The sequence below is a fragment of the Tenacibaculum lutimaris genome, from assembly GCF_003610735.1.
Classification (GTDB): domain Bacteria; phylum Bacteroidota; class Bacteroidia; order Flavobacteriales; family Flavobacteriaceae; genus Polaribacter; species Polaribacter lutimaris.
The window spans coordinates 494,258-516,281 of record NZ_RAQM01000007.1 but is presented as its reverse complement, the minus strand read 5'-3'; the positions used below and the strand labels follow the sequence as shown (position 1 = coordinate 516,281).

General features: G+C 30.4%; 18 protein-coding genes and 1 other RNA gene. 3 read left to right on the top strand and 16 right to left on the bottom strand.

Translation table 11 applies throughout. The features are described 5' to 3' along the window. The first annotated feature begins 203 nt into the window (after positions 1–203). Positions 204–599: a transfer-messenger RNA gene (gene ssrA / locus C8N26_RS06045) on the top strand. 109 nt (positions 600–708) lie between these two features. On the opposite strand, the gene C8N26_RS06040 is transcribed toward ssrA, so the two are convergent. The 7 genes from C8N26_RS06040 to C8N26_RS06010 all read right to left on the bottom strand — a co-directional run bounded on the left by C8N26_RS06040 (position 709) and on the right by C8N26_RS06010 (position 9,548). After that, positions 709–1,629, bottom strand: coding sequence for a hypothetical protein (locus C8N26_RS06040; protein ID WP_120186482.1), 921 nt, complete (start codon positions 1,627–1,629; stop codon positions 709–711). Positions 1,630–1,654: 25 nt separating this feature from the next. Further along, the gene (locus C8N26_RS06035; protein WP_120186481.1) at positions 1,655–4,957 is read right to left on the bottom strand and encodes an Eco57I restriction-modification methylase domain-containing protein; all 3,303 of its coding nucleotides are present in this window, start codon (positions 4,955–4,957) and stop codon (positions 1,655–1,657) included. Positions 4,958–5,385: 428 nt separating this feature from the next. Next, a complete protein-coding gene (locus C8N26_RS06030; RefSeq protein ID WP_120186480.1) occupies positions 5,386–6,594 on the bottom strand; it encodes a primase-helicase family protein in 1,209 nt (402 codons plus the stop codon). Between the two features lie 6 nt (positions 6,595–6,600). Beyond that, a complete protein-coding gene (locus C8N26_RS06025; RefSeq protein WP_120186479.1) occupies positions 6,601–6,921 on the bottom strand; it encodes a hypothetical protein in 321 nt (106 codons plus the stop codon). Between the two features lies 1 nt (position 6,922). Next, the gene (locus C8N26_RS06020) at positions 6,923–7,219 is read right to left on the bottom strand and encodes a helix-turn-helix domain-containing protein (RefSeq protein ID WP_120186478.1); all 297 of its coding nucleotides are present in this window, start codon (positions 7,217–7,219) and stop codon (positions 6,923–6,925) included. A 227-nt stretch (positions 7,220–7,446) separates the two neighbouring features. Then, the gene (locus tag C8N26_RS06015; protein ID WP_120186477.1) at positions 7,447–8,289 is read right to left on the bottom strand and encodes a hypothetical protein; all 843 of its coding nucleotides are present in this window, start codon (positions 8,287–8,289) and stop codon (positions 7,447–7,449) included. A gap of 14 nt (positions 8,290–8,303) precedes the next feature. Continuing rightward, positions 8,304–9,548: a tyrosine-type recombinase/integrase gene (locus C8N26_RS06010; protein WP_120186476.1), complete on the bottom strand. Its 1,245-nt coding sequence runs from the start codon at positions 9,546–9,548 to the stop codon at positions 8,304–8,306. 444 nt (positions 9,549–9,992) lie between these two features. On the opposite strand from C8N26_RS06010, the gene C8N26_RS06005 reads away from it, so the two are divergent. Beyond that, positions 9,993–12,134 carry a S46 family peptidase gene (locus tag C8N26_RS06005; protein WP_120186475.1) on the top strand — a complete coding sequence of 714 codons (2,142 nt, stop codon included), beginning with the start codon at positions 9,993–9,995 and terminating at the stop codon, positions 12,132–12,134. 101 nt (positions 12,135–12,235) lie between these two features. Here C8N26_RS06005 and C8N26_RS06000 read toward each other — a convergent pair whose 3' ends face one another. The 7 genes from C8N26_RS06000 to prfA form a co-directional block, all read right to left on the bottom strand. After that, on the bottom strand, positions 12,236–12,505 hold the full coding sequence (locus C8N26_RS06000; protein WP_120186474.1) for a hypothetical protein: 270 nt from the start codon (positions 12,503–12,505) through the stop codon (positions 12,236–12,238). Positions 12,506–12,688: 183 nt separating this feature from the next. Beyond that, positions 12,689–12,877 (bottom strand): 30S ribosomal protein S21, encoded by a 189-nt coding sequence (rpsU, locus tag C8N26_RS05995; protein ID WP_028890670.1) that lies wholly within the window; start codon positions 12,875–12,877, stop codon positions 12,689–12,691. A 540-nt stretch (positions 12,878–13,417) separates the two neighbouring features. Next, positions 13,418–13,939: a hypothetical protein gene (locus C8N26_RS05990; protein ID WP_120186473.1), complete on the bottom strand. Its 522-nt coding sequence runs from the start codon at positions 13,937–13,939 to the stop codon at positions 13,418–13,420. Between the two features lie 115 nt (positions 13,940–14,054). After that, a complete protein-coding gene (locus C8N26_RS05985; RefSeq protein WP_120186472.1) occupies positions 14,055–14,675 on the bottom strand; it encodes a hypothetical protein in 621 nt (206 codons plus the stop codon). Between the two features lie 189 nt (positions 14,676–14,864). After that, positions 14,865–15,284, bottom strand: a complete 420-nt coding sequence (locus C8N26_RS05980) for a hypothetical protein (RefSeq protein WP_147418485.1) — start codon at positions 15,282–15,284, stop codon at positions 14,865–14,867. 288 nt (positions 15,285–15,572) lie between these two features. Next, positions 15,573–18,293: a tetratricopeptide repeat protein gene (locus C8N26_RS05975; protein WP_170141629.1), complete on the bottom strand. Its 2,721-nt coding sequence runs from the start codon at positions 18,291–18,293 to the stop codon at positions 15,573–15,575. Between the two features lie 366 nt (positions 18,294–18,659). After that, positions 18,660–19,736: a peptide chain release factor 1 gene (prfA, locus tag C8N26_RS05970; protein ID WP_028890665.1), complete on the bottom strand. Its 1,077-nt coding sequence runs from the start codon at positions 19,734–19,736 to the stop codon at positions 18,660–18,662. 78 nt (positions 19,737–19,814) lie between these two features. On the opposite strand from prfA, the gene C8N26_RS05965 reads away from it, so the two are divergent. After that, on the top strand, positions 19,815–20,246 hold the full coding sequence (locus tag C8N26_RS05965) for a hypothetical protein (RefSeq protein WP_120186470.1): 432 nt from the start codon (positions 19,815–19,817) through the stop codon (positions 20,244–20,246). 51 nt (positions 20,247–20,297) lie between these two features. Here C8N26_RS05965 and C8N26_RS05960 read toward each other — a convergent pair whose 3' ends face one another. Together C8N26_RS05960 and C8N26_RS05955 are read right to left on the bottom strand one after the other, a co-directional pair. Next, positions 20,298–21,476 carry an AIR synthase related protein gene (locus C8N26_RS05960; RefSeq protein ID WP_120186469.1) on the bottom strand — a complete coding sequence of 393 codons (1,179 nt, stop codon included), beginning with the start codon at positions 21,474–21,476 and terminating at the stop codon, positions 20,298–20,300. 47 nt (positions 21,477–21,523) lie between these two features. Next, positions 21,524–22,018: a GNAT family N-acetyltransferase gene (locus C8N26_RS05955; RefSeq protein ID WP_120186468.1), complete on the bottom strand. Its 495-nt coding sequence runs from the start codon at positions 22,016–22,018 to the stop codon at positions 21,524–21,526. Positions 22,019–22,024 lie beyond the last annotated feature (6 nt).

Genomic DNA, 22,024 nt, shown 5'->3' with positions numbered 1-22,024 from the left:
GTATTAAAATTAAACAACTTTACATATAATGTTATATATATAACAATAGTAGCGAAAATACTTGTTTTAAAGTGATTGTACAAATAGTATTTTTTTATATTTGCCACCTATCTGTATTTTATAAATACAAATTAAATCATAAAACCTGACATTCTGTTATTTTATATAGAAAGGAATGGTTTTTGACATATCTTTGACATATTGGGGACGACTGGTTTTGACAGCAAGACGAGTGAAAATGTAAGCATACCGAGGAGTGAAATGATAACTCGTTAAACTTATTTCAAACATTTAAACGGCGAAGATAACTACGCTTTAGCTGCTTAATCTGAATTTATAGTAAGATAGAGCCTCGGCGCACTAGGTGCGCAAGCTAAATGTCCACGAAAAGCCTTGGTTTACGGCGTTTCATTTTTGGGCATCGTAAAAGTAAACATAGAAAACTTAGTGCTTCGATAGGTTTTCGAAATTTAAGAAGCTAAGTTAAAAATGGGCTGTTTTTGGTCAGGTTTTAATCTAAAATTAAACAAAAACTAAGTATGTAGAAAGCCTTTGAGCTGCTTGTTTGGACCCGAGTTCGATTCTCGGCGTCTCCACAAATAAACCCTGTAAATACTAATTTTACAGGGTTTTTGTTTTTAAGGTGTCAATTTAGGTGTCAAAAAATATTTAACCTCACACCTTAATTATTCTTCAAAATAATCTAAGTCAATTTTTTAATTTTCTTTCCCAATTGTCTAAACTACTACTGCTTAAACTTTCTTTTTCTAATTCTGTTTTAATAAACTCATGAATTTCCCTATCAACATAAACAGGGTATAATTGTAGTAAATAATTGTATTTTTCCTTACATTTTTTATATGCTGATGTAAAGGTATCAAATTCTTCATATTCTATTCTAGGTAATCCTATACCTCCACTATCTGATTCATAAATGCCTTCATTAACTTTAAAGAAATAATAAAAGCTATTGGTATTTTCCTTCTTAGATTTATAAATTGATATTGCTCCGCCTTCTGTACCAACTTTAAACAACGTTATAGGTAAAACATTGCTTAAATCATCTAATACAAATTCGTTAATGTTACTATACGATAATTTACTATAATCCAACAAACTGTAATCTATAATAGGCTGCCCAAACTCATTAATCATTTTATTTTTTATATCGTTGTAAGGCACATTTTCCCAAGCCATTAACTCTAAATAATTATTTAGCTTATTAGTTGCATTATCTGCTAAAAAAATTACTTCAGTACCACCAAAAATTGTGATTAAATTATATAAGTTTACTCTGAAATTTTCTAAAATATCTTGATGCTCATTTAACTCATATAGCATACGATACTTGTAAATTGTACTTACAAAAGCTATATTAGGCATTAGTGTAATAGTAAAACAAAAACTTCCTGTAAAATCTACTTCTAAAAAACCATCTTCATTAATTACCTCATAATGCCAGTCTTCATTATTTTGTATACTTGTTTCTTCTCCGTTTTCATTAATAAAAAGGCTATTTATAAACTTCCAATTTAACGCTTTAAGCTCTTGAATTTTGGCATTTAAAAACTCAACGTTTACCTTTTTAGATAATGTTATGTTTGATATTGCATATAAACTTGTTGACATTTTTATACTCTTTTTATCACTAACATTAACTATTCTCTACAATTTTTATTTCTTCTTCAGTTAAACCGTACAACTCATACACCATAGCATCAATTGCTGCGTCGGTTTGCGTTATTTGGTTTTGTAAGGCTTGTGCTTTTTGTTTGTTCTCTTCAAATAGGTCTAACCACTCAAACTCGTCTTTTTTGGTTAGCGTTGGCACTTCTTCTAAACCATCTTTAACACGTTGTTTGTTATTTGCTTTTATTGCTTTGTTAAGCTCTTTTATAAAGTCTCCAAATTCTAACTCGTGCCAGTTTTGAAGTTTTTTAGGTAGTTTTTCTAGCTGGAAAGTTTGTTGAAGGTATTTTTGAAATTTGTTATTAATAATTTGAAAATTTTCGTTTAATAAAAGCATTTCATCAACCTTTAAATCTAAATCAGAATTATTTAGTTCAGGAACAGGAATTTTACCAAAATATTTCCAAATTAATTGACAACCATTTTGAATTTGAGTACAATATTTGGTAATTAAAAACCAACCCATTTTAGAATTTAATACACCTAACAAAGCTTTGTTATCTGTTGGTATTATCCACATAGAATTATTACAATACAATTCTTGCTCATCAAAAATAAAACAAGGTTTTACTTGAAATGCTTGGTACATTATTTTTGGTTTCTTATATAAAGACAAATATGCTTCCGATGGATTATTGTCTAACTCAAGCCAATGATGTTGTCCTAAAAAAGGTTTTTCATCTGACATTTTACTTCCATTACATTGACCTCTTTTTTTTAACTTATCTTCATATTTTAATAAATGATTATAAATTGCTGGATAATCTTTTTCAATGAATTTATAAGTACCAAAACCTGCTAAAATTATAGAATCTAGGCTATCTTTTATAGGTTTACCATACCTTGTTAAGTCCCTTCCTCTTAAAATAGAGCCAATTATTTTTTCTGAGTTTATATCTTGATTTATTAGCTCTTGTCTTTTTTTACTATCAATTAAAAATGCTTCTGTTAAACCAAATTTGATACCGTAGTTAGCTTCTCCATTAACAAACTCTTCTAAAGATTTATTTTTGGTTAAACGATTTAAAAGACTCTTTTCTAATTTAGAAGATATAACCCATGTCTCTTTGCTAAAGTCTGTAATTTCAAAAGATTCATTACTACTATTCACAATTGTTTCAAAGTCAAATGCATTTGTGGATTTTAAAACTGATACATTAATTTTTTTCTTTGGCTCATTATTTTTTGCAATAAAAATGCATGGATACGTTGTTGCTCCGTCAAAAATTTGAATATCTCCAAAATCAATTAATTGCTGTAATTCTTTAGTTAAAAAAAATGCTCTTAAATTTTCTCCATAACCAGCTTGAAGCCATTTATTTGGCATAATATAAGAACAATAACCATTTTCTTTTACTAAACTAAATGCTTTTTCAACAAACAAAATATATAAGTCGCCTCTTTTATTATATGTTAAATAACCTTGCTTTTGAAGAGCTATAGACACTTCTTTCATTCTTTCAAGGTTAACATAAGGCGGATTTCCAATAATGACATCAAAACCTCCTTTTGCAAACACTTGCGGAAACTGCTCTTGCCAATTAAAAGCTTTGTCGCCCGCAACAGTTTTACTATCTATTAAACTGTTACCGCATTTAATGTTGCTACTTAAATCGTTTAATTTGCGTCGTGGTTGTGCGGTACGCAACCATAAGGATAATTTCGCAATTTCTACAGATTCTTCATTCAAATCAACCCCGTAAATATTGTTTTCTAAAATGGTATTTTCAATATCAGGAAACTGGAAACCACCACCTAACACTTTTGTTTTAAGCTCATCTATATAATTATGCTCAGCAATTAAAAAGTTTAAAGCTTGGTTTAAAAACGCACCCGAACCGCAAGCGGGGTCGCAAATAGTGAGTTGCAATAACCAATCACGGTAGGCATCTAAAATACCAACTAACTTTTCAATCGTTGCTTTTTGTCGCTTTTTGCGTCCTTTAAAATATTCTTCTTCTTTAAAGCCTAATTCGGTTTTCTTTTCTTCACACAGTTTACCAACTGTATTTTCTACTATGTATTTTGTTATGTATTTAGGTGTGTAAAAAACACCATCTTTTTTACGTTTAGATTTTTGTTTATCAAATTCTCCACCTTCAATTTCTGCATTAACACTTTCTATTTCGTTTAATGAGTTTTCAAAAATATGACCTAGTATGTTTACATCTACTTGACTCTCGAAATCATAAGCTGCTAATTTACTGGTGTGTTTGTATAGCAGTTCATTATCTATTTCAAGTGCATCAAGTATTGTGTCAGGTTTAAACAACCCTCCATTATAGGCATATATTTCTGCTCTACTTTTAGTTCCTGCCCTACCTTGGTCTAAAAAATTAAAATATTGCTTAAATAAATCATACAACGGTCTTTCATCTCCAAAATCTACATCATTTTTCCACTTGTCTAGGATTTGCTGTGTACTATTAGGAGGTAATAACGCACGATCTTCCGCAAAAAAGATAAATAAATACCTATCTATTAATTTTTGCGACTTCTTAAACAACGTAAGTTTTACATTTTTCTCTAAACGTAGTAATTCTTTTTGCTCTTCCTCTGTTGCTTCTTGCGTTTGCGTTGCAGTTATACGCAATTGCGCTTCGTTTTTTAATTGCCTTGCATTACGTTTTACTAAATCTCTATATAACTCTCGTTTAAATAGTGAGTAGTCTTTGTAAAATTGTTTGGTAATTTTTTCTTCTTCAACTACCGATGCTTCTTTTATTGCTAGTGGCACGTTATTAAGAATATTATCTTTTTGCAAGCATAAATACAACAACGCAAATTGGTCTTGCGTTAGTGCAAACAAGTTAAACTCTTCAAACTCGGTTGCGTCATTTATATAAAAACGTAATTTTTCAAAGTTTGAAGTTATTACATAAACACATCCTTTTTGATTGGTTTTATAATCAAAAGCTTGTTTACGAATACTTTCTAAATCTTTTGTATTTGTACCTTTTAGTTCTATAACCCCAATTGCAGTTTCATTGCTTAAAATAGCTCCATCTGCTTTACGTGCATTGTTTTGGTTTTTATACTCTGCAACCAAATTATAATTTGCATTAGGCTTTAATGTATAGTCTAATACATTTACGAATAATTCAGTTAAAAAAATACCTTGATATTCTTCTTCTTTAGAACTACGTATATTATCTTGAATAGTAGGATTAAGAAAGTACTTTGTATATTTTTTATAGGCTTTATTTAGTGCATCACTATCTTGTAATTTTAAATAGTGTTTAAGTACTGACGGTTGATATAATGCCATTAATAGCTATTTTTTTTATTAGCTATAAAATTACTTTAAAAAAAATAATATGCAATTATTATTAATATTTAGTAATCCTGATGTAGCATTGCTTTCTTACACAGAATAAAACCCTTAATTTTCTTTGAAAGAGCAAAACGCAATTAGCAAAGAAGTATAACTAAAAGCTTACAATACGGCACAAAGAAACCAACAATGAATTTGATAGTTGGTTTTTGCATAAATAACGCAAAACGCAACAATACACTTAAAAAAAAAGAAACAAACAGTTAAATTTTCGTTGTTGCGTTGAACAACTGCAACAAACCACCGTAAAATAAGGGCTTATAAGCTCAACAAAAAATCAACAGTTAGTCAACATGCGCTTTTTACATTTTGTGTTGACTAACTGTTGAACTCTTGTTACCCTCTGAATGTTGCTATTTTACTCACGAATGGGTTGCTTTGTCAACAGTCAACGAGCTATCTATGAAATCACTTTTCAAAAATTCATAGTACCTTCCTCTTTCTGTTTCATAATCGACAATTGTTTTTTGTGAAGTGCTAAGGGAGAAATAGTATTTTCTATAACATCCATTAAAAGATTTTAATTTATAATCGTCTTTCAAAGTTTTTGAAACTTTAAAGTTAGTGGTTCTTAATCCTTTACTTAACTTTTCAACTAAATCTTTTGCGGTGTAACACAAAACATCAACTTCAAACGCAATGAAGTCATCTGTTATAATTTCTTTGATTTCTTGACTTAAATATGTTTTGTTTCCTTTTACAAGTTTATCTAACGCAGGTGTATAAATCTGCTGTTTTGTAAACCACATTCGAGTCATTCTTTCAGAAACTATTTTTCTACTATTTAAAAAGTATAGAAAATACGGAATTTCACTTTTTAACTTCTCCAACATATCTACATCTTCAACTTGAAAAGAGTTTACTTTAATTACCCAATAACGAATTTCGTTTTCATCTATTTGAATAAAATTTTCTTCATTATTAGAACACAATATAAACTTACCAAAGAAATTAGTTTCTACTTTGTCTTTTCCTTTAGATTCAATTTTATATGTACCCGCAGTAGAAAGGTTTTTAATTCGTTCACTATCTTCTCTTCTATCTAAAAGAACTTCATCGACCGAAATAATTAATTTAGATGCCCAGTCGCTATTAAATCGACTTCTAAAATCCTCATTTTTATTAATAGTCATATTTCCTTGAAATATAAGTTTCAACCATTTTAAGAAAGAAGTTTTTCCTGTGTTCCGAGAATTACTAACCAAACATAGTATAGGTAAAATTTGCGTTGGAATTTGCCATAATATTGTAAGGTAATCTAAACCTAACTCATATTGTTCTCCAAAAATATGTTTCAAAAACTCCTTTGTTTTATCAAACTTACCTTCAACCAATTTATGTTCTAACTTTTCATATTGATTGTAAAAAGAATTTATTTCTTGCTTATAGTTCTGATGATCTGGTATAGTAATAAAGCCATCATACTTCTTGATTGATTTTAAAAAATCTTTACCTTTATCAGTAATTATTTCTCCTTTAGACCATTTAAGCAATGTTCTAGTTGCGTCTCCACTATAAAGCGGCACACTACAAATCTTGTAATAATCTGTACCAATTCTAACGTAATCCATAACTACCTATAATTTAAAGTTTACTACTAACCTATTAGGACTCACGTTATGTTTCCAATCAAAAAAAATAGTTGCTCCTGTTAATGACTTATCTTTTTTAAAATTAGAATCAATTTCTTGCTCTAAAAGTTGCCATTTAAACCTTGGATTATTAGTTGTTAATTCTTTAATCCTATCCAGCTCATTGGTATAAAAATCTAAATGTTTGTTTAAAAGAAAATCAGTCGCTCTATTAATTTTTAATTTATACATTTCAGATTGGAGGTTATCCGCAATAAAAATCAAGTTGTTTTTAAAAACTTCGCTTTGTGTGTTTAAATCTTCCATACTATCTACGATATTTTAAAGATTTAACCTCCTTTAATGTATTCTCCAAAGCTTCAAGGTTTATAACAATTCTTCTTCCAATTTTTGAAGCATCAATCACACCCTTTTTAATATAGTTTCTTATTGTAAGCTCTGTAACATTTAACCTTTTTGCTGCTTCTTTAACTGTTACATTTTCTTTTTTAGGATTTAACTTACTGTTGATTAACTCTTCTAGTGGGTTAATTCTTGATGATACTGCTGTATCAATTATACCTATAAGTTCTTCTGGTGTTGTTACTATTATACTACTTTTCATAATATGCTTTTTTTATTTTAATTAATATTTAAAAACACATCATATTCAGTAATTACTAATATCCATGGATTGAATATTTATGTTTTATTACTGCAAAGATTGTAGATTAAGTTATAAAGAACATCAGTTTAATGGAAGTTTAGCACCCTTAAAAAAATATGTAAAACTCAAAAAACCAACACTTTAAACCCATTAAAACACAGAATTATAGCGCAAATTTAACGGTGTTATTTTTTAATTTTATACATTTTAAGACATGATATAAAGCTACTTATATTATTTATGTCTTCAATTTTTCTTATTATTTCATCAATCATCTTATTTTTGTCATAATCAGATTTTTTAGAAACGTTTTTCCCACTTAAGAAATAATCATACTTCTTATTACCTGTTGTTGCTCTATTAAAATCGTCTTCATTCAAAACCCCTGAGGTTAAAGACAAAACTCTAAAATATACTGGACTTGGCTTCTTATAATCTTCTTTAACGAATCGATGCATTAAAACATGTAAAAGAATCAATTTCTCATTCTCTGTTAAATCATAATTTGATCTTTCAATTTCTTTTTTTGTTTTTTTAAGGCTTTGTAGGCTATGTAATTCTCTTTTTGTCTTTACAACACTTAAAAAATCTCCAATCTTTTTTGACTTAAATTTTTTAGCTAATTCACTATTATTTTCTTTTACAAAAATGGTATAACGACGAATAGCTTCCCATTTTGAAAATAAGTCTATAAACTTAGAGTAATTAACCGATTCGCTTTCTTTTTTTATTTGCCTTAAAAACTCCTCTCTTACTTCATCATTAATCAAAGAAACTGAAACATCAGAAGTATAATTTGCAGTAAACCAATTTAGATGATTATGACATTTATCAAATACTTCTTGATTAAGGTCTATTGATTTTTCTATTTTGCTTTTTTCATCCCCTAGAGAATTAACAATCATTAATTCTACTTTTCTAAATGAGTAGTTTGTATCATAACAACTTTCAAACTTTTCTTTAGCATGAATACATATCTCTTCAAATTTTTCATTAAATGAGTCAACAAATTTTTCTCCGTAATTCATTATTAAGCTATTTTTTAAAATTCTATATCAAAAGTTTCATTTACAGCATCTTTTACATCTTCATTTGATACTTGGTAATATTGATTTAGTGTTTTCATATCATTATGACCTGATATTTCAGCAATAAGTTTATCACTTTTTCCATTTCTTTTCATCATGGTAATAAATGTTCTTCTAGCTGTGTGAGAACTTATTCTTTTGTTAAAAGGTATTGTTTCTCGTATTACTTCTTTACCTCTAGTAGAGGTTTTTACAACATCATGAGTATAACCCGCTTCTGCAAAAACATCTTTTATATAATCATTATACTTCTGATTAGCAATCATAGGCAAAGTATAATCATATTTTTCTAAAACGTGTAAAGCTATACCACTTAAAGGAATTTCTCTACTCTTTTTACCTGACCCTTTTTCTTCTTTAAGTAATAATGTTTTCCCGTCTATAATATTTTTAGAAACAAACTTTAATTCACCAAACCTCATACCTGTAACACATGAAAAGATAAAAACATCCTTCACTCGTTCTAATTTCTTAGAAGGCATTTTTGATTTTAATAAAGTTTCTAAATCTTCTTTTCTAAGAGCTATCTGATTTGTAATAACTTTAGGTTTTTTCTTAAAGTTTATAAAATCTGCTTTATAGGTATGACCGTTTTTCAAAGCCCAAAAAAGAAAAGTTTTAACCAATCCTACATTTCTAGTAAACGTATTATTTATATGCCCTCGATTTACCATACAAAAATCGGTAAACTCAGTATAAAATTTTTGGTTAATAGTATCAAATGTAATTTTGTACTTTTTTACTTTTTCAAAATCTTCTAGTAGTTTTTTTATGTTCTTATATCTTTTAACCGTTGCGTTAGACCATTCTTGATTTTTTTGCTTAAAAGCCATAAACTCGTCATAAGCTTCATAAAATTTATTTTTCCCAGCAGTAACTCTTTTAAATTCTTTATCAAATTCTTGCCTAATTTTCTCTACTGTTAACTCTTGATTTGTATTCTTATAAGTTTCCGTAATGAGCAAAAACAAATTAGAATATCTGTCTAACTGTCTTTTTATAGTCCTATGACTATCTGCTTGCGAAGTTCTTCCTGTTAAATTATTAGGTAATCTATTTTTAAAATCCCATTCCTTGGGATGAATAGATTCTCCTGTTGAATAAACAAACCTTTTTCCCTCTTTTTTAAAATAGGCTTTTAGATAAATTAAGGTTAGTCCATCTTTATTTTTATCCTTAAGGTTAAATGTACATGTCATAGCTAATGGGTGTCAATTTAGGTGTCAATAAAGGTAATATTCTCTATATAAACCACCATAAAAATAATTATAAAAATTTAACAAACCCAACGTTTTCAGTAGATACAGCAAGGGATGAGATATACTAAGGTAAAAAAAGGTCTATTCTCGGCGTCTCCACTTTTAACCCTTATAAGCCCAGTGTTTGTAAGGGTTTTTTATTTTTAAACCATAATAACCCATTTCTTCACTATCAATACAGTTAAAACTATTTTAATTCAACATATGCTTTCTTCCATTTTTTTAACGTTTCCTCTTCTTACCTTAAATGAATTATTAAGTATTTTTACAAACTGATTGTTTAATTAGTGAAGTTCTGAAACAGGTACCTTAACCTTATTCAGTTTTTAAAGACAATTTTCTAATTAAAAAATCAACCTAATTTTTTATTATTCAAATTATATTATGAAAAAAACAAGCCTTTTTTTAATTGCTTTTTTAATCTTACTTCCTGCTTCATTATTTGCCAATGAAGGAATGTGGTTTTTAATGCATATTAAACGTTTAAACGAACGTGATATGCAAAAAATGGGACTTCAGTTAACAGCTGAGGAAATTTACAGCATTAACAACCAAAGCCTTAAAGATGCTATCGTTCAATTTAACGGTGGTTGTACTGCTAGTATTATTTCAGATAACGGTTTAGTACTTACAAACCACCACTGTGGTTATGATGCTATTGCAGAATTATCTTCAGAAGAACAAAATCACCTTAAAAATGGCTATTGGGCTAAAACACTAAAAGACGAACTTAAACCAGAAAGTCTTTTTGTAAGGTTCTTTGTTAGAATGGATGATGTTTCAGAACGTATCTTATCTAAAGTAAACGATTCTATGACAGAAAAAGAACGTGAAGCTACTATTAACAAAGAAATTGCTAAAATCGAAAAAGAAAACAACGAAGGTGGTAAATACACAGTTTCTGTACGTTCTTTTTTCCAAGGTAATGAGTACTACTATTTTGTATACGAAGATTATAAAGATGTACGATTAGTAGGTACGCCTTCTGATAAAGTTGGTAAATATGGTGGAGATACAGACAACTGGGAGTGGCCTCGTCACACAGGAGATTTTTCTTTATTTAGAGTGTATGCCGATGCTAAAGGAAATCCTGCAGAGTATTCTGAAAACAACGTACCATTAAAAGCAAAATACCACTTACCTGTAAATATTAAAGGGGTAAAAGAAAATGATTTTGCAATGATTTTAGGATATCCTGGTAGAACAAACCGTTGGATGCCAGCAGAAGGAATCGAGCAAAACGTAAACTACGCATATCCTGCTTGGGTAGAAGGATCTAAACTTAGTATGGATGTCATGAAGAAATATATGGATGAAGATGCTTCTATCAACTTAATGTATGCTTCTCAATATGCTAGAATTGCCAACTATTGGAAAAACAGACAAGGTATGATTGACGCTTTAACAGCTCATAAAACTGCCGAAACTAAACGTAAAGTTGAAAAGAAATTTGACAAATGGGCTAACAAAAAGTATAACAAAGCTACTTACGGAAATGTTGTTACTAACATTAACAATTACTATAGCTTAACTAACAACAAGGCAAAACACGACAACTACTTAATGTTATTATTACGTTCTAGTAAATTCGCTGTTTTACCATATCAAATTGGTAAAGGATTAGAATCTTATATTAATGCTAACGAAGCTGCTCGTAAGAATTTAATGCCTAGATTGAATGCTTTTATAGAAAGTAGTTACACAAACTACCATTTACCTTTAGAAAAAGAAATTTTAGCTGAGCAACTTAAATTATATGCAGCTAAAGCAAATTACGAATTACCAGAGATTGTAGCTGAAATCGCTAAAGATGGAGACATTAATGATTATGTAAATTCTATTTTCGAATTAAGTATTTTCACATCTAAAGAACGTGCAACAGCTTTCTTAAAATACCCAACTAAAGAATTGTTAGCTAACGACCCATTATATATCTTATCTTCTCAATTATTAGGTAAATATAGAGAGCAACCTGAAAACTTAGTACAACCATTAAACGATTACCAAAAGTCATTTAGATTATTAGTAGATGGTTTACGTAAGTCTGGTTTAAGTAATATTAAATATCCAGACGCTAACTCTACTTTACGTTTAACTTACGGAAAAGTAAGAGCTTTACCTAAAGACCCTAGTAACGATGCTAGTATTAACAACTACACAACGTTAAAAGGAATGGTAAAAAAATACAAGCCAAACGATAGCGAGTTTGATTTATCTAAAGATATGTTAGACATCTATGAGAAAAAAGATTATGGTAGATATGCCAACAGTAAAGGTGAATTACCTGTTAACTTCTTGTCTGATAATGATATTACAGGAGGAAACTCTGGTTCACCAGTTTTAAACGGAAAAGGTGAATTAATCGGTTTAGCATTTGATGGTAACATTGAGGCAATGGCTGGTGATGTTATTTTCGATTCTAACTTACAACGTACTATCAACGTAGATATTAGATATGTACTTTGGTTAATCGACAAATATGCTGGTGCTAAACGTATTGTAGACGAATTATCTATTGTAGAATAATTTAAATTATTATTAAAAATAATAAAAACCGCAACCAATTTGGTTGCGGTTTTTATATTCTATTAGATTGCAACTAACTTTCTTTTTTCTGAAAAAAGTTTTCACTCTGTCATTTCGTTAATAATCTCTAACGCTTCAAGCCCAATATTACGTGCTTTAATTTGATTATTAAAATCTAATTCTTTCCATAAAGAAATAGGCAACTTTTTTGCTTCTTTACTTAAAGCCTCTAACTTATTAAACACTTCTTTATTTTCAATTATGTTTTTTTGCTTTAGTGCTAATTCTAATCCTATTGAAACATCATTTATCAAGTAATAATCCCTTAAATCTGTATTTTCAACTGATAGCTTTGAAATAATAATCTTCATGTTAAATATTTTTAAAATTCATAAAAGACAAATAACTAAAGAACTTACTTCTTAAAATAGGACACTAAATTAACCCTAAGGAAAATATCTTTTTATTTATAGAATAGCTTACTATATGGCACTCCTACAACAAAAAACGCAACCAATTTGGTTGCGCTTATTCTATTTTATATAGTTTTAAAACTATTCTTCTTTAAACAATTGCTCTTTATAAGCTGCTTTTTGCACTTGAGCTCTTTTAGTTACAGAAGGTTTAGTGTATTGTTTTCTCTCTCTCAACTCTTGTAAAACTTTTACATCTCTAAACTTACGCTTGTAACGTTTTAAGGCTCTGTCAATATTTTCACCTTCTTTTACAACTATTCTTAACATATGATGTGATTTTAATTATTAGACATTTTAATTTTAAATCATACAAATTATCTCACAGCACTACACAATGCAGCCTGTGATTTTATACGATACTATTTTAGATTAAAAATTCTATTGAAAATGCTTTATAAAGCAACTGAAGACTAAAAAACTGAAGTAAAAACAGATAGATAGTACAAAGACTCGTAGATTTTCTCCTGAAAAAGGAATAGAACATTAATACACTACAAAGGTAGGGTTTCTTTATCGGCTCTACAAGAATTCCGAGTTCTAATTCTATTTTGATAAAAAAGGCGTTATTATTTCTGATTACTATTACTTAGTACCCTATCCAATACATTTGTTTATATTTAAATAAGTCACCCCCTTATACAAAAAAGCTTTACTTAAAGGGTAAAAGTTTATGTAAGGTTCGAGAATCGAATAGTTTTTTGTGGTGAAACAGAAAACACTTAAATTAACTATAACTAACTTATCATGAATGATATTAAAACCAAAACAAGCTGTATAGTCATCCCCCTGTAACTTAATTTTTACAAATTATTTTTTAACTTTTGATAAAAATTTTCTGTAAACATATGTAGTAGGTTTAACTACTGTAAGTTTGTACAAATTCTCAATCTGATTTGATTTTTTGTTATTTGAAATCACAGACACCTGAATAATATTTTCTGTTTTTTTATTGACATATATTTTCTCTAATATATTTTCTGTTTTTATCTTGGTCTCAACCAAAATAAAGTCAGGGTATTTCAAATCACTATTTAATTCCTTAAAATAATCTTCTTTTATGTTTTCTACGAATACCGTATTCGTTTTTTTGGACACAATAAATCCTGCTATAATATCCTTTTTATTAACAAACGAAATGGTGTCTGTTTTGCTATTTGTTTTAGCGTGAAGAAAAGAGAATTGATTTCCATACATATATTCTTGAAATTCTTCCAAATTTAACTGGTTCAGCTTAATCAGATTTTCGAGCTTAAGATTTTGTGCATGTCCCTTTGTAAAAGATAAAATGCAAAGAAAAAATAGTAAGATTAAATACTTGTATTTCATCATAATTAGTCTGTTAAACGGTTTAGTCTAAGTTTCAGTTTAGTTATTAATTTATAAAAACAATGACCACAAAACTTAGCTATTTGTAGCCATTGAATTCACATCTTCTCAGTAAAAGTTAATTCTTTGTAGATCGTTCATAACTGAACCCTCCTCCATTATCATATATAGACCAAGCTGTAAATTTAATATCTATGTAAATATTATCAGTTATTAAATGAACAACCAAATCTTGATTCACTATACTATCCGGGTACGGGTAACTATTTTTCATGTCTTCCCAGTATTGAAAAGTTAAGCTCCCAATATCTGCTGTTGTTCCAATTGCCCATTGAGTATCTGATGGAGGGTTTAAAGCCCTAGTATAATAATCTTCTACCGCAATATTAAAAATACCATGATAATCTGCTCTAGTAATCCAAACATTGTCAGTTATCCTATCTTGGTTTGCTTCTTGTGTCCAGTCAGCATTATCTGCTTTTGTAAAAGTAATTTTACTCCCTTGCCAAACGGTATTAGGATTTAGAGTGGCATTTGTATCATCAATATCATCTGAATTAGAAACGAAGTTTTCTGGCTGAGTACATGATAATTGAGTTACTTCAGAGTTCCCAAAGCCATCTTTGTCACTATCCTCATACCAAACAGACTCAATACAAGAGTCATCACTATTACTGCATGAACTAACGGTAAAGACTATTACTAGCATTGCTAGCATTATAATTTTAATTTTTGTCATTTTTATAAATTTAATTGATTCAGCTTAATCTAATTTTCGATCTTTAAGTTTTCCTTTTTAACTTTAGTAAAAAATAAATAGCAAAGAAAACAGTAAGACTAAGCACTTCTATTTCATCATAATTAATTTGAAAAAAGAGCTAAAATCTCATTTGTTATTTTAGCTCTTTTAAGTTTAATAAGTAAAAGATTACTTTTTATTTGGATTATGCTTTAAGTTGTTCTCCATATCAAGATATTCATCATCGCTCTTCAATTTATAACCTTTTACACGAGCTGTAACAAAAAACCTTTTACGTTTTTGATCAACCATAAATACAGGATTCAACACACCATCTGCTCCACTTTTTATAGCTGCCTTTTCTGCTTCCATAAAAGCAGCCTCTTTTAATTGATCTACTGTGTATTTTTTAAACCTTTTCTTGTTCACCACAGTTCCTGTAAATGGTTTCTCAATCAAACTATAATCACTTCTTTTTAACTTTGAATCTACTCGTTGAGTTTGAGAATTAATTCCAGTTTGATATGGTGTCACACTACCACAAGAACCTAACATAGTCGTTGCTAAAATCAGTATTGTTAATCTTAGAAGTACTTTTGTTTTCATCATTTTTTTAATAATTAGTTTGTTAAACATTTTTTAAGAATTGAATTTTGTTAAATTATACATGAATAAATACAAATGTTTTTTGTTTGAATTTATAGGTTCAAATGTACAGGTGTTTCATTATTTCCCTTTGGTAAAAATCATGCAAAAACTTGGTGTTTTTTACGCATTCTTCAATTAAAAAAAACCATAAAACAATAAATACCAGACACATAGAAAAAACAGACCTGATAAGTTTAAAAACTTATCAGGTCTAAAATTTTGTAAAATTAATACGCTAAATGATGTGTTTTATCTTTTTACCGAAGAAGGCGAAAAGCCAAAATGTTTTTTGAAAACCTTACTAAAATAAACTGAATCTTTAAACCCGACTTCCCAAGTAACATCTGCTACACTCTCACCGTTTTTCAATAGTTCAACAGCCTTTTCTAAACGAATATTACGGATGAAGTCGGCAGGAGTTTTTCCTGTGATAGTTTTAAGCTTTCGAGTAAGCTGACTTACTGACAGAAATACGTCTTCTGCCAAAACATTTACCCCAAACTGTAAATTGGAAATATTTTTTTCTACTGATTGTGTTATATCATCTACAAATTTTCTATCTCTGCTATTCAATTCTGAAGTTTCTTCTGCCGTAGGAATAGTATTTCCTTCAAATTTTTTACGGAGCAATTCTTTAAAACTCAAAATATTTCTTACACGGAGCTTTAGCTCGTTCAGTGAAAAAGGTTTAGTCAAATAATCGTCAGCTCCTGTTTCCAAGCCAATAAGTTTATCTTTTTGTTCTGCTTTTGCAGTCAATAACATAATTGGAATATGAGAAGTAACCACATTACTTTTTAGTGTTTCACACAATTCAAAACCATCTGTGTCAGGCATCATAACATCACTGATAATCAAATCGGGTAATAATTCTTGTGCTAACCTAATTCCGTCTTTACCATTTGACGCTTCTAAATAACAGTATTCATCTCCTAGATTTTGAACTATGAAGCTCCTTAATTCAGATTGATCTTCCACAACAAGCACCAAAGGAAGCTCTGTACCTCCTTCTTCATCATTAGTAATATAGCTTTCTTCTTTAACTGGAAACACAACATTTTGAGCGATTGATGATGTACTTTCGACATCTTCAGCTTCTGAAATTTCTAGCCAAAAAGTAAAAACACAACCTCTTTCGGAAGGAGATTCTACCATAACATCACCTCCATGTAGCATTACTAACTCTTTAACCAAAGCTAGTCCGATACCTGAACCAGCATAAGCACGTTGTCCTGGTTCATCCACTTGATAAAAGCGATCAAAAACTTTAGGTAAATGTTCCGCTGAAATACCTTTTCCGGTATCGGAAATGCTTACAAATAACTTGCCTTCTCTATAATCTATAGTAGCCTTTACACTTCCTCCGTAAGGCGTATATTTTATGGCATTAGAAATTAAATTAGTTATAACAACAGCCAAAGCTTCTGGTGAGTAGACAAACGAGGTTTCAATCAAAGTTTTTGCACTTTCGGTTTGTTGCAGTATCAGCGAAATTCCGTGTTGTTCTGCATACGAATGAAAAGATTGTACCAACATACTTACTTCGTTCAGTACATTTCCTTTTTTGTATTTCAACTTATATTGTCCGCTTTCCATTTTCGAGAGGTCAAGCAACTGATTGATTAAAGTAAGAAGCCTTTTTCCGTTTTGTTCCATTTCATCAAAATGAGAAAAATCTTCTTTCCGCCCGTTTTCTTTTAATACTTCTAGGTGTCCGTTAATTAAAGTAAGCGGTGTTCTAAACTCATGTGAAATATTTGCCAAAAAACGAGATTTAAACTGCTCGGTTTCCTTAATAGTCTCCACCTCTCTACGTTGTAATTCTAGATTTTGTTTTTCTACAGCTAATTTTTTATTTCTCAGTCTGAAAAAATAAACGCTAAAAATGGCTAATACTACCATAACCCCTAAACCTGCATACGCTACGTTGCGCTGTAGTTTTTTGGTTTTAAGTTCTGCTTGAATAACTGCAGTCTTTTTCTCGTATTCGTATCCAAGAGATGCTTGCAGGCTTTTCTTTTCGTTTTCTTTGTTAATTAAGCTGTCGCGATATACGATGTACTGCTTGTAATTTTCGTAAGCATTTTTGTAATCACCTTGAGCGCTATTAGCTTGTGCAAAATTGTAATAAACATCTCTAACAAGACTGCTCATTCCTATTTTTTGAGAAAGAGCTAAGGCTTTTTCAAAATGTTTTTTGGCTGAAGCCAATCGGCTTAATTCTAATTCTACAAGCCCAATATTATTATTAGCTCGTGCTATTCCCGATTTATCCCCGATTTCTTCACTTATTTTTAAAAATTTAAAATAATTTTCCATTGCTTCGGAATACTTACCTTGCTCTTTATAAATAACTCCAATGTTATTATAGGCACCTGCTATTTCCTGCTTAATACCCAGTTCTTCTTTTATTTTTAAAGATTTTAAGTGATTTTCTAAAGCTTCTGGGTACTTACCTTGAAGTTGATAAACATTCCCGATGTTATTGTAAGACATCCCTATTCCATGTTTATTCCCAATTTCTTCATACATTTTCAAGGCTGCAAAGTAATTTTTTAGTGCTTCGGGGTACTTACCTTGATTTTTATAAACAATCCCAATGTTATTGTAAGCATTTATAATTCCTTTTTTATGCCCGAGTTCTTCAAATCTTTTTAAGCATTCAAAATAACTTTTTATTGCTTCAGGATAGTTCCCTCTATACATATTAGTAATCCCGATGTGGTTATATAAATTTGCTATCCCCCATTTATCATCAATTTCTTTAGATATTTTTAAGCCTTCGAAATAATTTTCCAGAGCTTCGGGGTACTCGCCTTTGTACACATTAGCAATCCCAATGATATTGTAAGCATTTACTTCATCGATTTTAAAACCTAGCTTTTTTGATATTTTTTTTGCTTTTTGAGCATAACTTATCGCTGAATCTAATTGCATTTCCCTTACCAAAAGATGAGCAAGTGTGTTCATTCTGATTACTGTCAGACTATCTGAAAAAGATTGTTTATCAAGAATAGCCGTAAGCGAGTCTATTTTTTTTTGTTGAATCTGACTTTTTTCTTGCGCAAAGAGTGTAAGGTTGATTAAAAAAGTAGAAAATAATATACTATAACGAATGGTGTAGGAGCTAAACATAGTTAATCTTTTTCAAAAGACTAAATTAAATAAAAAAACTAGTTGAAAGAAAGGTAATATAAAGGCTTGTCGATTTTTTTTTGAAATAGGGATAAAACATTAACGCACCTGAAAATCAAGGTTTATTTATCCGCTCTATAGGGTTGTAGAGGCTTCTTTTTCGATAAAATAAAAACGCTACCATTTGGTAGCGTCTTCTTATTAAATTGTTTCTCCTAATTCTTTTAGTTTAGAAGTATTTTCTGCGAGCATTAACTCGTCTATAATTTTCTGAATATCTCCATTTACAATGTTTGATAAATCGTATAAGGTCAATCCTATTCTGTGGTCTGTTACACGTCCTTGAGGATAATTATACGTTCTAATTTTTGCAGAACGGTCTCCTGAAGTTACCATCGAACCACGTTTTGCAGCATCTGCTTCCTGCTTCTTCGCCAACTCCATATCGTATAAACGAGAACGTAATACCTTAAACGCTTTCTCTTTGTTTTTATGCTGCGACTTTTGATCTTGACATTGCGCCACTAACCCAGTAGGAATATGCGTTAAACGTACTGCCGAATAGGTAGTATTTACCGACTGACCTCCTGGTCCTGATGAACAGAAAAAGTCGATACGTACATCTTTAGGGTTAATCTCTACATCAAACTCTTCTGCTTCTGGGAATACCATACAAGTTGCAGCTGATGTATGTACACGCCCTTGAGTTTCTGTTTGTGGTACACGTTGCACACGGTGCACACCCGCTTCAAACTTTAACGTTCCGTACACATCTTCTCCAGTAACTTCAAATTGAATTTCTTTAAATCCACCATTAGTACCTTCAGAAAAATCTACCGTAGAAACTTTCCACCCTTTGCTTTCACAATACTTGGTATACATTCTAAATAAATCACCTGCAAAAATACTCGCTTCATCTCCACCAGTACCCGCGCGTAATTCTACTACGGCATTTTTAGAATCTTCTGGATCTTTTGGAATTAGTAAAAACTTAATCTCTTCTTCCAATTCTGGAATACGAGTTTTTGCTTCATCCATTTCCATTTTCGCCATTTCAACCATTTCTGCATCCGAACCGTCTGCTATAATTTCTTTGGCTTCTTCTATATTGTTTAATAAAGTTTCGTACTCGTTTGCTTTTTTTACAACCTTTCCTAAATCTTTATATTCCTTATTTAATTGTACATAACGTTTCTGATCAGAAATAACATCTGGTTGGATGATTAAGTCTGAAACCTCATCATAACGTTGTTTAACTATCTGTAATTTATCTAGCATAGTATCTTTTCTTGGGGTGCGAATTTACGATTTTTTATCGAATTTTATTCATATCTTTAGTTCATTAAGGCTTTTGTTATGCGAATTTTAATCTTATTTTTTACTTGTGCACTACTTTTTTCTTGTCAGCAAGAAAAGAAAATCACAAAACCTACTTGGTTGTTTGGTAAATGGGAACGTGTTCATAACGAAGCTGATAAAAGGACTTACGAGTTTTGGGAAAATGATTTTTCTGGAATTGGTTTTTCCTTACAAAAAAACTATACTGTATTTAAAGAGACCTTACACATCATTACTAAAAACGATTCGTTGTTTTTACAAGTAACTGGTGTAAATGAAAATCCTACTTTATTTGCCTTTACACAACAAACAGATACTTCTTTTACTGCGGAAAATAAACTGAATGAATTCCCTACTTCTATCTATTACTGGAAAGAGAATGGTCAACTAAAAGCTTCCGTAGCTAACGATGAGTTTTCTATTGATTTTGTTTTTGATAAAATGAAATAAAAAAATCCTCAGATTTCTCTGAGAATTCTATATTACTTTTATCTTGTTGAATTAATATTCAAAAGTTCCATATTCACTTTTAATAGTTAATTGCTTTTTATCAGACGCCTCTACTCTACCAACAACTTGTGCGTTTACATTAAATGATTTTGAAATAGCAATGATATCTTCTGCCACTTCTGGAGATACATATAATTCCATTCTGTGACCACAGTTGAAAACTTGATACATTTCTTTCCAATCGGTTTTTGATTGTTCTTGTATCAATTTGAATAATGGTGGAATTGGGAACATATTATCTTTTACAATATGTAAGTTATCTACAAAGTGTAAAATTTTTGTTTGTGCCCCTCCAGAACAGTGAATCATTCCGTGTACATCTTCAGAAGAATATTTTGATAAGATTTCTTTGATGATTGGTGCATATGTTCTTGTTGGAGACAATACTAACTTACCTGCGTCAATTGGTGAATTTCCCACTTCATCCGTTAGCTTTACATTTCCTGAATACACTAAATCAGAAGGTACTGAAGCATCAAAACTTTCTGGATATTTCTCTGCTAAGTATTTATGAAACACATCGTGACGTGCAGACGTTAATCCATTACTTCCCATACCTCCGTTATATTCTTTCTCGTAAGTTGCTTGTCCGAATGACTCTAAACCAACAATTACATCTCCTTCTTTAATGTTTGCATTATCAATTACATCAGCACGTTTCATACGAGCAGTTACAGTAGAATCAACAATTATAGTACGTACTAAGTCACCTACATCGGCAGTTTCTCCTCCTGTTGAGTGAATGGTTACTCCGAATTCTTTCAACTCATTAATTAACTCTTCAGTTCCGTTAATAATTGCTGACAAAACTTCTCCTGGAATATTACTTTTATTACGCCCGATAGTAGAAGATAACATGATATTATCGGTAGCACCTACACATAATAAATCATCAATATTCATGATTAAAGCATCTTGAGCAATACCTTTCCATACAGAAACATCTCCTGTTTCTTTCCAGTACATGTATGCCAAAGAAGATTTTGTTCCTGCACCATCAGCATGCATGATTAAACAGTAATCATCATCATTGGTTAAGTAATCTGGAACTATTTTACAAAAAGCTTTTGGAAATAATCCTTTATTAATATTCTTGATTGCGTTGTGTACATCTTCTTTAGATGCCGATACTCCGCGTTGCGCGTAGCGTTTAGATACTTCGTTACTCATGTGTTGTGTTGTTGTTGCCGCGAAATTACTTTAAAAACAGGAAACTATCAAAGTAAATATTGTTTTTTACTTCGTCTTTCATACAATACGGTATCTCTCCACACTCCATCTAATTCTGCTATTTTTTCTCGATAACCTATCTTTCGAAAGCCATATTTAACATGTAGTTTAACACTTGCTTCGTTTTCGGGAAATAAACTTGAATATAACGTCCAAATACCATTCTCTTCTGAAGATTTTACAACAGCATCCATCAATAAGCTTCCTACACCTTTTCCTAATACTCCTAACTTCACATAAACACTTACTTCTGCTACTCCTCTATATTCAAATCTTGTTGATACAGGAGCTATAGCACACCAACCCAACACTTTATTTTCTTCTACTGCCACTAATCGGGAATGTTGATGATGTGACACACCCCATTCCTCCCAACTAGGAACTGTTGTTCTAAACGTAGCATTTTTTGTAGCGATACCTTCTTTATAAATTTCAGCTACTTCCTTCCAATGATTTTGAGTAAGTTTAACTACCTCTATCATATTATT

What these genes read in the sequence shown, in the direction of transcription:
- C8N26_RS06025 (WP_120186479.1), bottom strand. Translation starts at nt 6,921, where the DNA reads ATGGAAGATTTAAACACACAAAGCGAAGTTTTTAAAAACAACTTGATT.
- C8N26_RS06010 (WP_120186476.1), bottom strand. Translation starts at nt 9,548, where the DNA reads ATGACATGTACATTTAACCTTAAGGATAAAAATAAAGATGGACTAACC.
- C8N26_RS05990 (WP_120186473.1), bottom strand. Translation starts at nt 13,939, where the DNA reads ATGATGAAATACAAGTATTTAATCTTACTATTTTTTCTTTGCATTTTA.
- C8N26_RS05960 (WP_120186469.1), bottom strand. Translation starts at nt 21,476, where the DNA reads ATGAGTAACGAAGTATCTAAACGCTACGCGCAACGCGGAGTATCGGCA.
- C8N26_RS06000 (WP_120186474.1), bottom strand. Translation starts at nt 12,505, where the DNA reads ATGAAGATTATTATTTCAAAGCTATCAGTTGAAAATACAGATTTAAGG.
- prfA (WP_028890665.1), bottom strand. Translation starts at nt 19,736, where the DNA reads ATGCTAGATAAATTACAGATAGTTAAACAACGTTATGATGAGGTTTCA.
- C8N26_RS06030 (WP_120186480.1), bottom strand. Translation starts at nt 6,594, where the DNA reads ATGGATTACGTTAGAATTGGTACAGATTATTACAAGATTTGTAGTGTG.
- C8N26_RS05965 (WP_120186470.1), top strand. Translation starts at nt 19,815, where the DNA reads ATGCGAATTTTAATCTTATTTTTTACTTGTGCACTACTTTTTTCTTGT.
- C8N26_RS06040 (WP_120186482.1), bottom strand. Translation starts at nt 1,629, where the DNA reads ATGTCAACAAGTTTATATGCAATATCAAACATAACATTATCTAAAAAG.
- C8N26_RS05985 (WP_120186472.1), bottom strand. Translation starts at nt 14,675, where the DNA reads ATGACAAAAATTAAAATTATAATGCTAGCAATGCTAGTAATAGTCTTT.
- C8N26_RS06035 (WP_120186481.1), bottom strand. Translation starts at nt 4,957, where the DNA reads ATGGCATTATATCAACCGTCAGTACTTAAACACTATTTAAAATTACAA.
- C8N26_RS05980 (WP_147418485.1), bottom strand. Translation starts at nt 15,284, where the DNA reads ATGATGAAAACAAAAGTACTTCTAAGATTAACAATACTGATTTTAGCA.
- C8N26_RS05975 (WP_170141629.1), bottom strand. Translation starts at nt 18,293, where the DNA reads ATGAACACACTTGCTCATCTTTTGGTAAGGGAAATGCAATTAGATTCA.
- C8N26_RS06005 (WP_120186475.1), top strand. Translation starts at nt 9,993, where the DNA reads ATGAAAAAAACAAGCCTTTTTTTAATTGCTTTTTTAATCTTACTTCCT.
- C8N26_RS05955 (WP_120186468.1), bottom strand. Translation starts at nt 22,018, where the DNA reads ATGATAGAGGTAGTTAAACTTACTCAAAATCATTGGAAGGAAGTAGCT.
- C8N26_RS06015 (WP_120186477.1), bottom strand. Translation starts at nt 8,289, where the DNA reads ATGAATTACGGAGAAAAATTTGTTGACTCATTTAATGAAAAATTTGAA.
- rpsU (WP_028890670.1), bottom strand. Translation starts at nt 12,877, where the DNA reads ATGTTAAGAATAGTTGTAAAAGAAGGTGAAAATATTGACAGAGCCTTA.
- C8N26_RS06020 (WP_120186478.1), bottom strand. Translation starts at nt 7,219, where the DNA reads ATGAAAAGTAGTATAATAGTAACAACACCAGAAGAACTTATAGGTATA.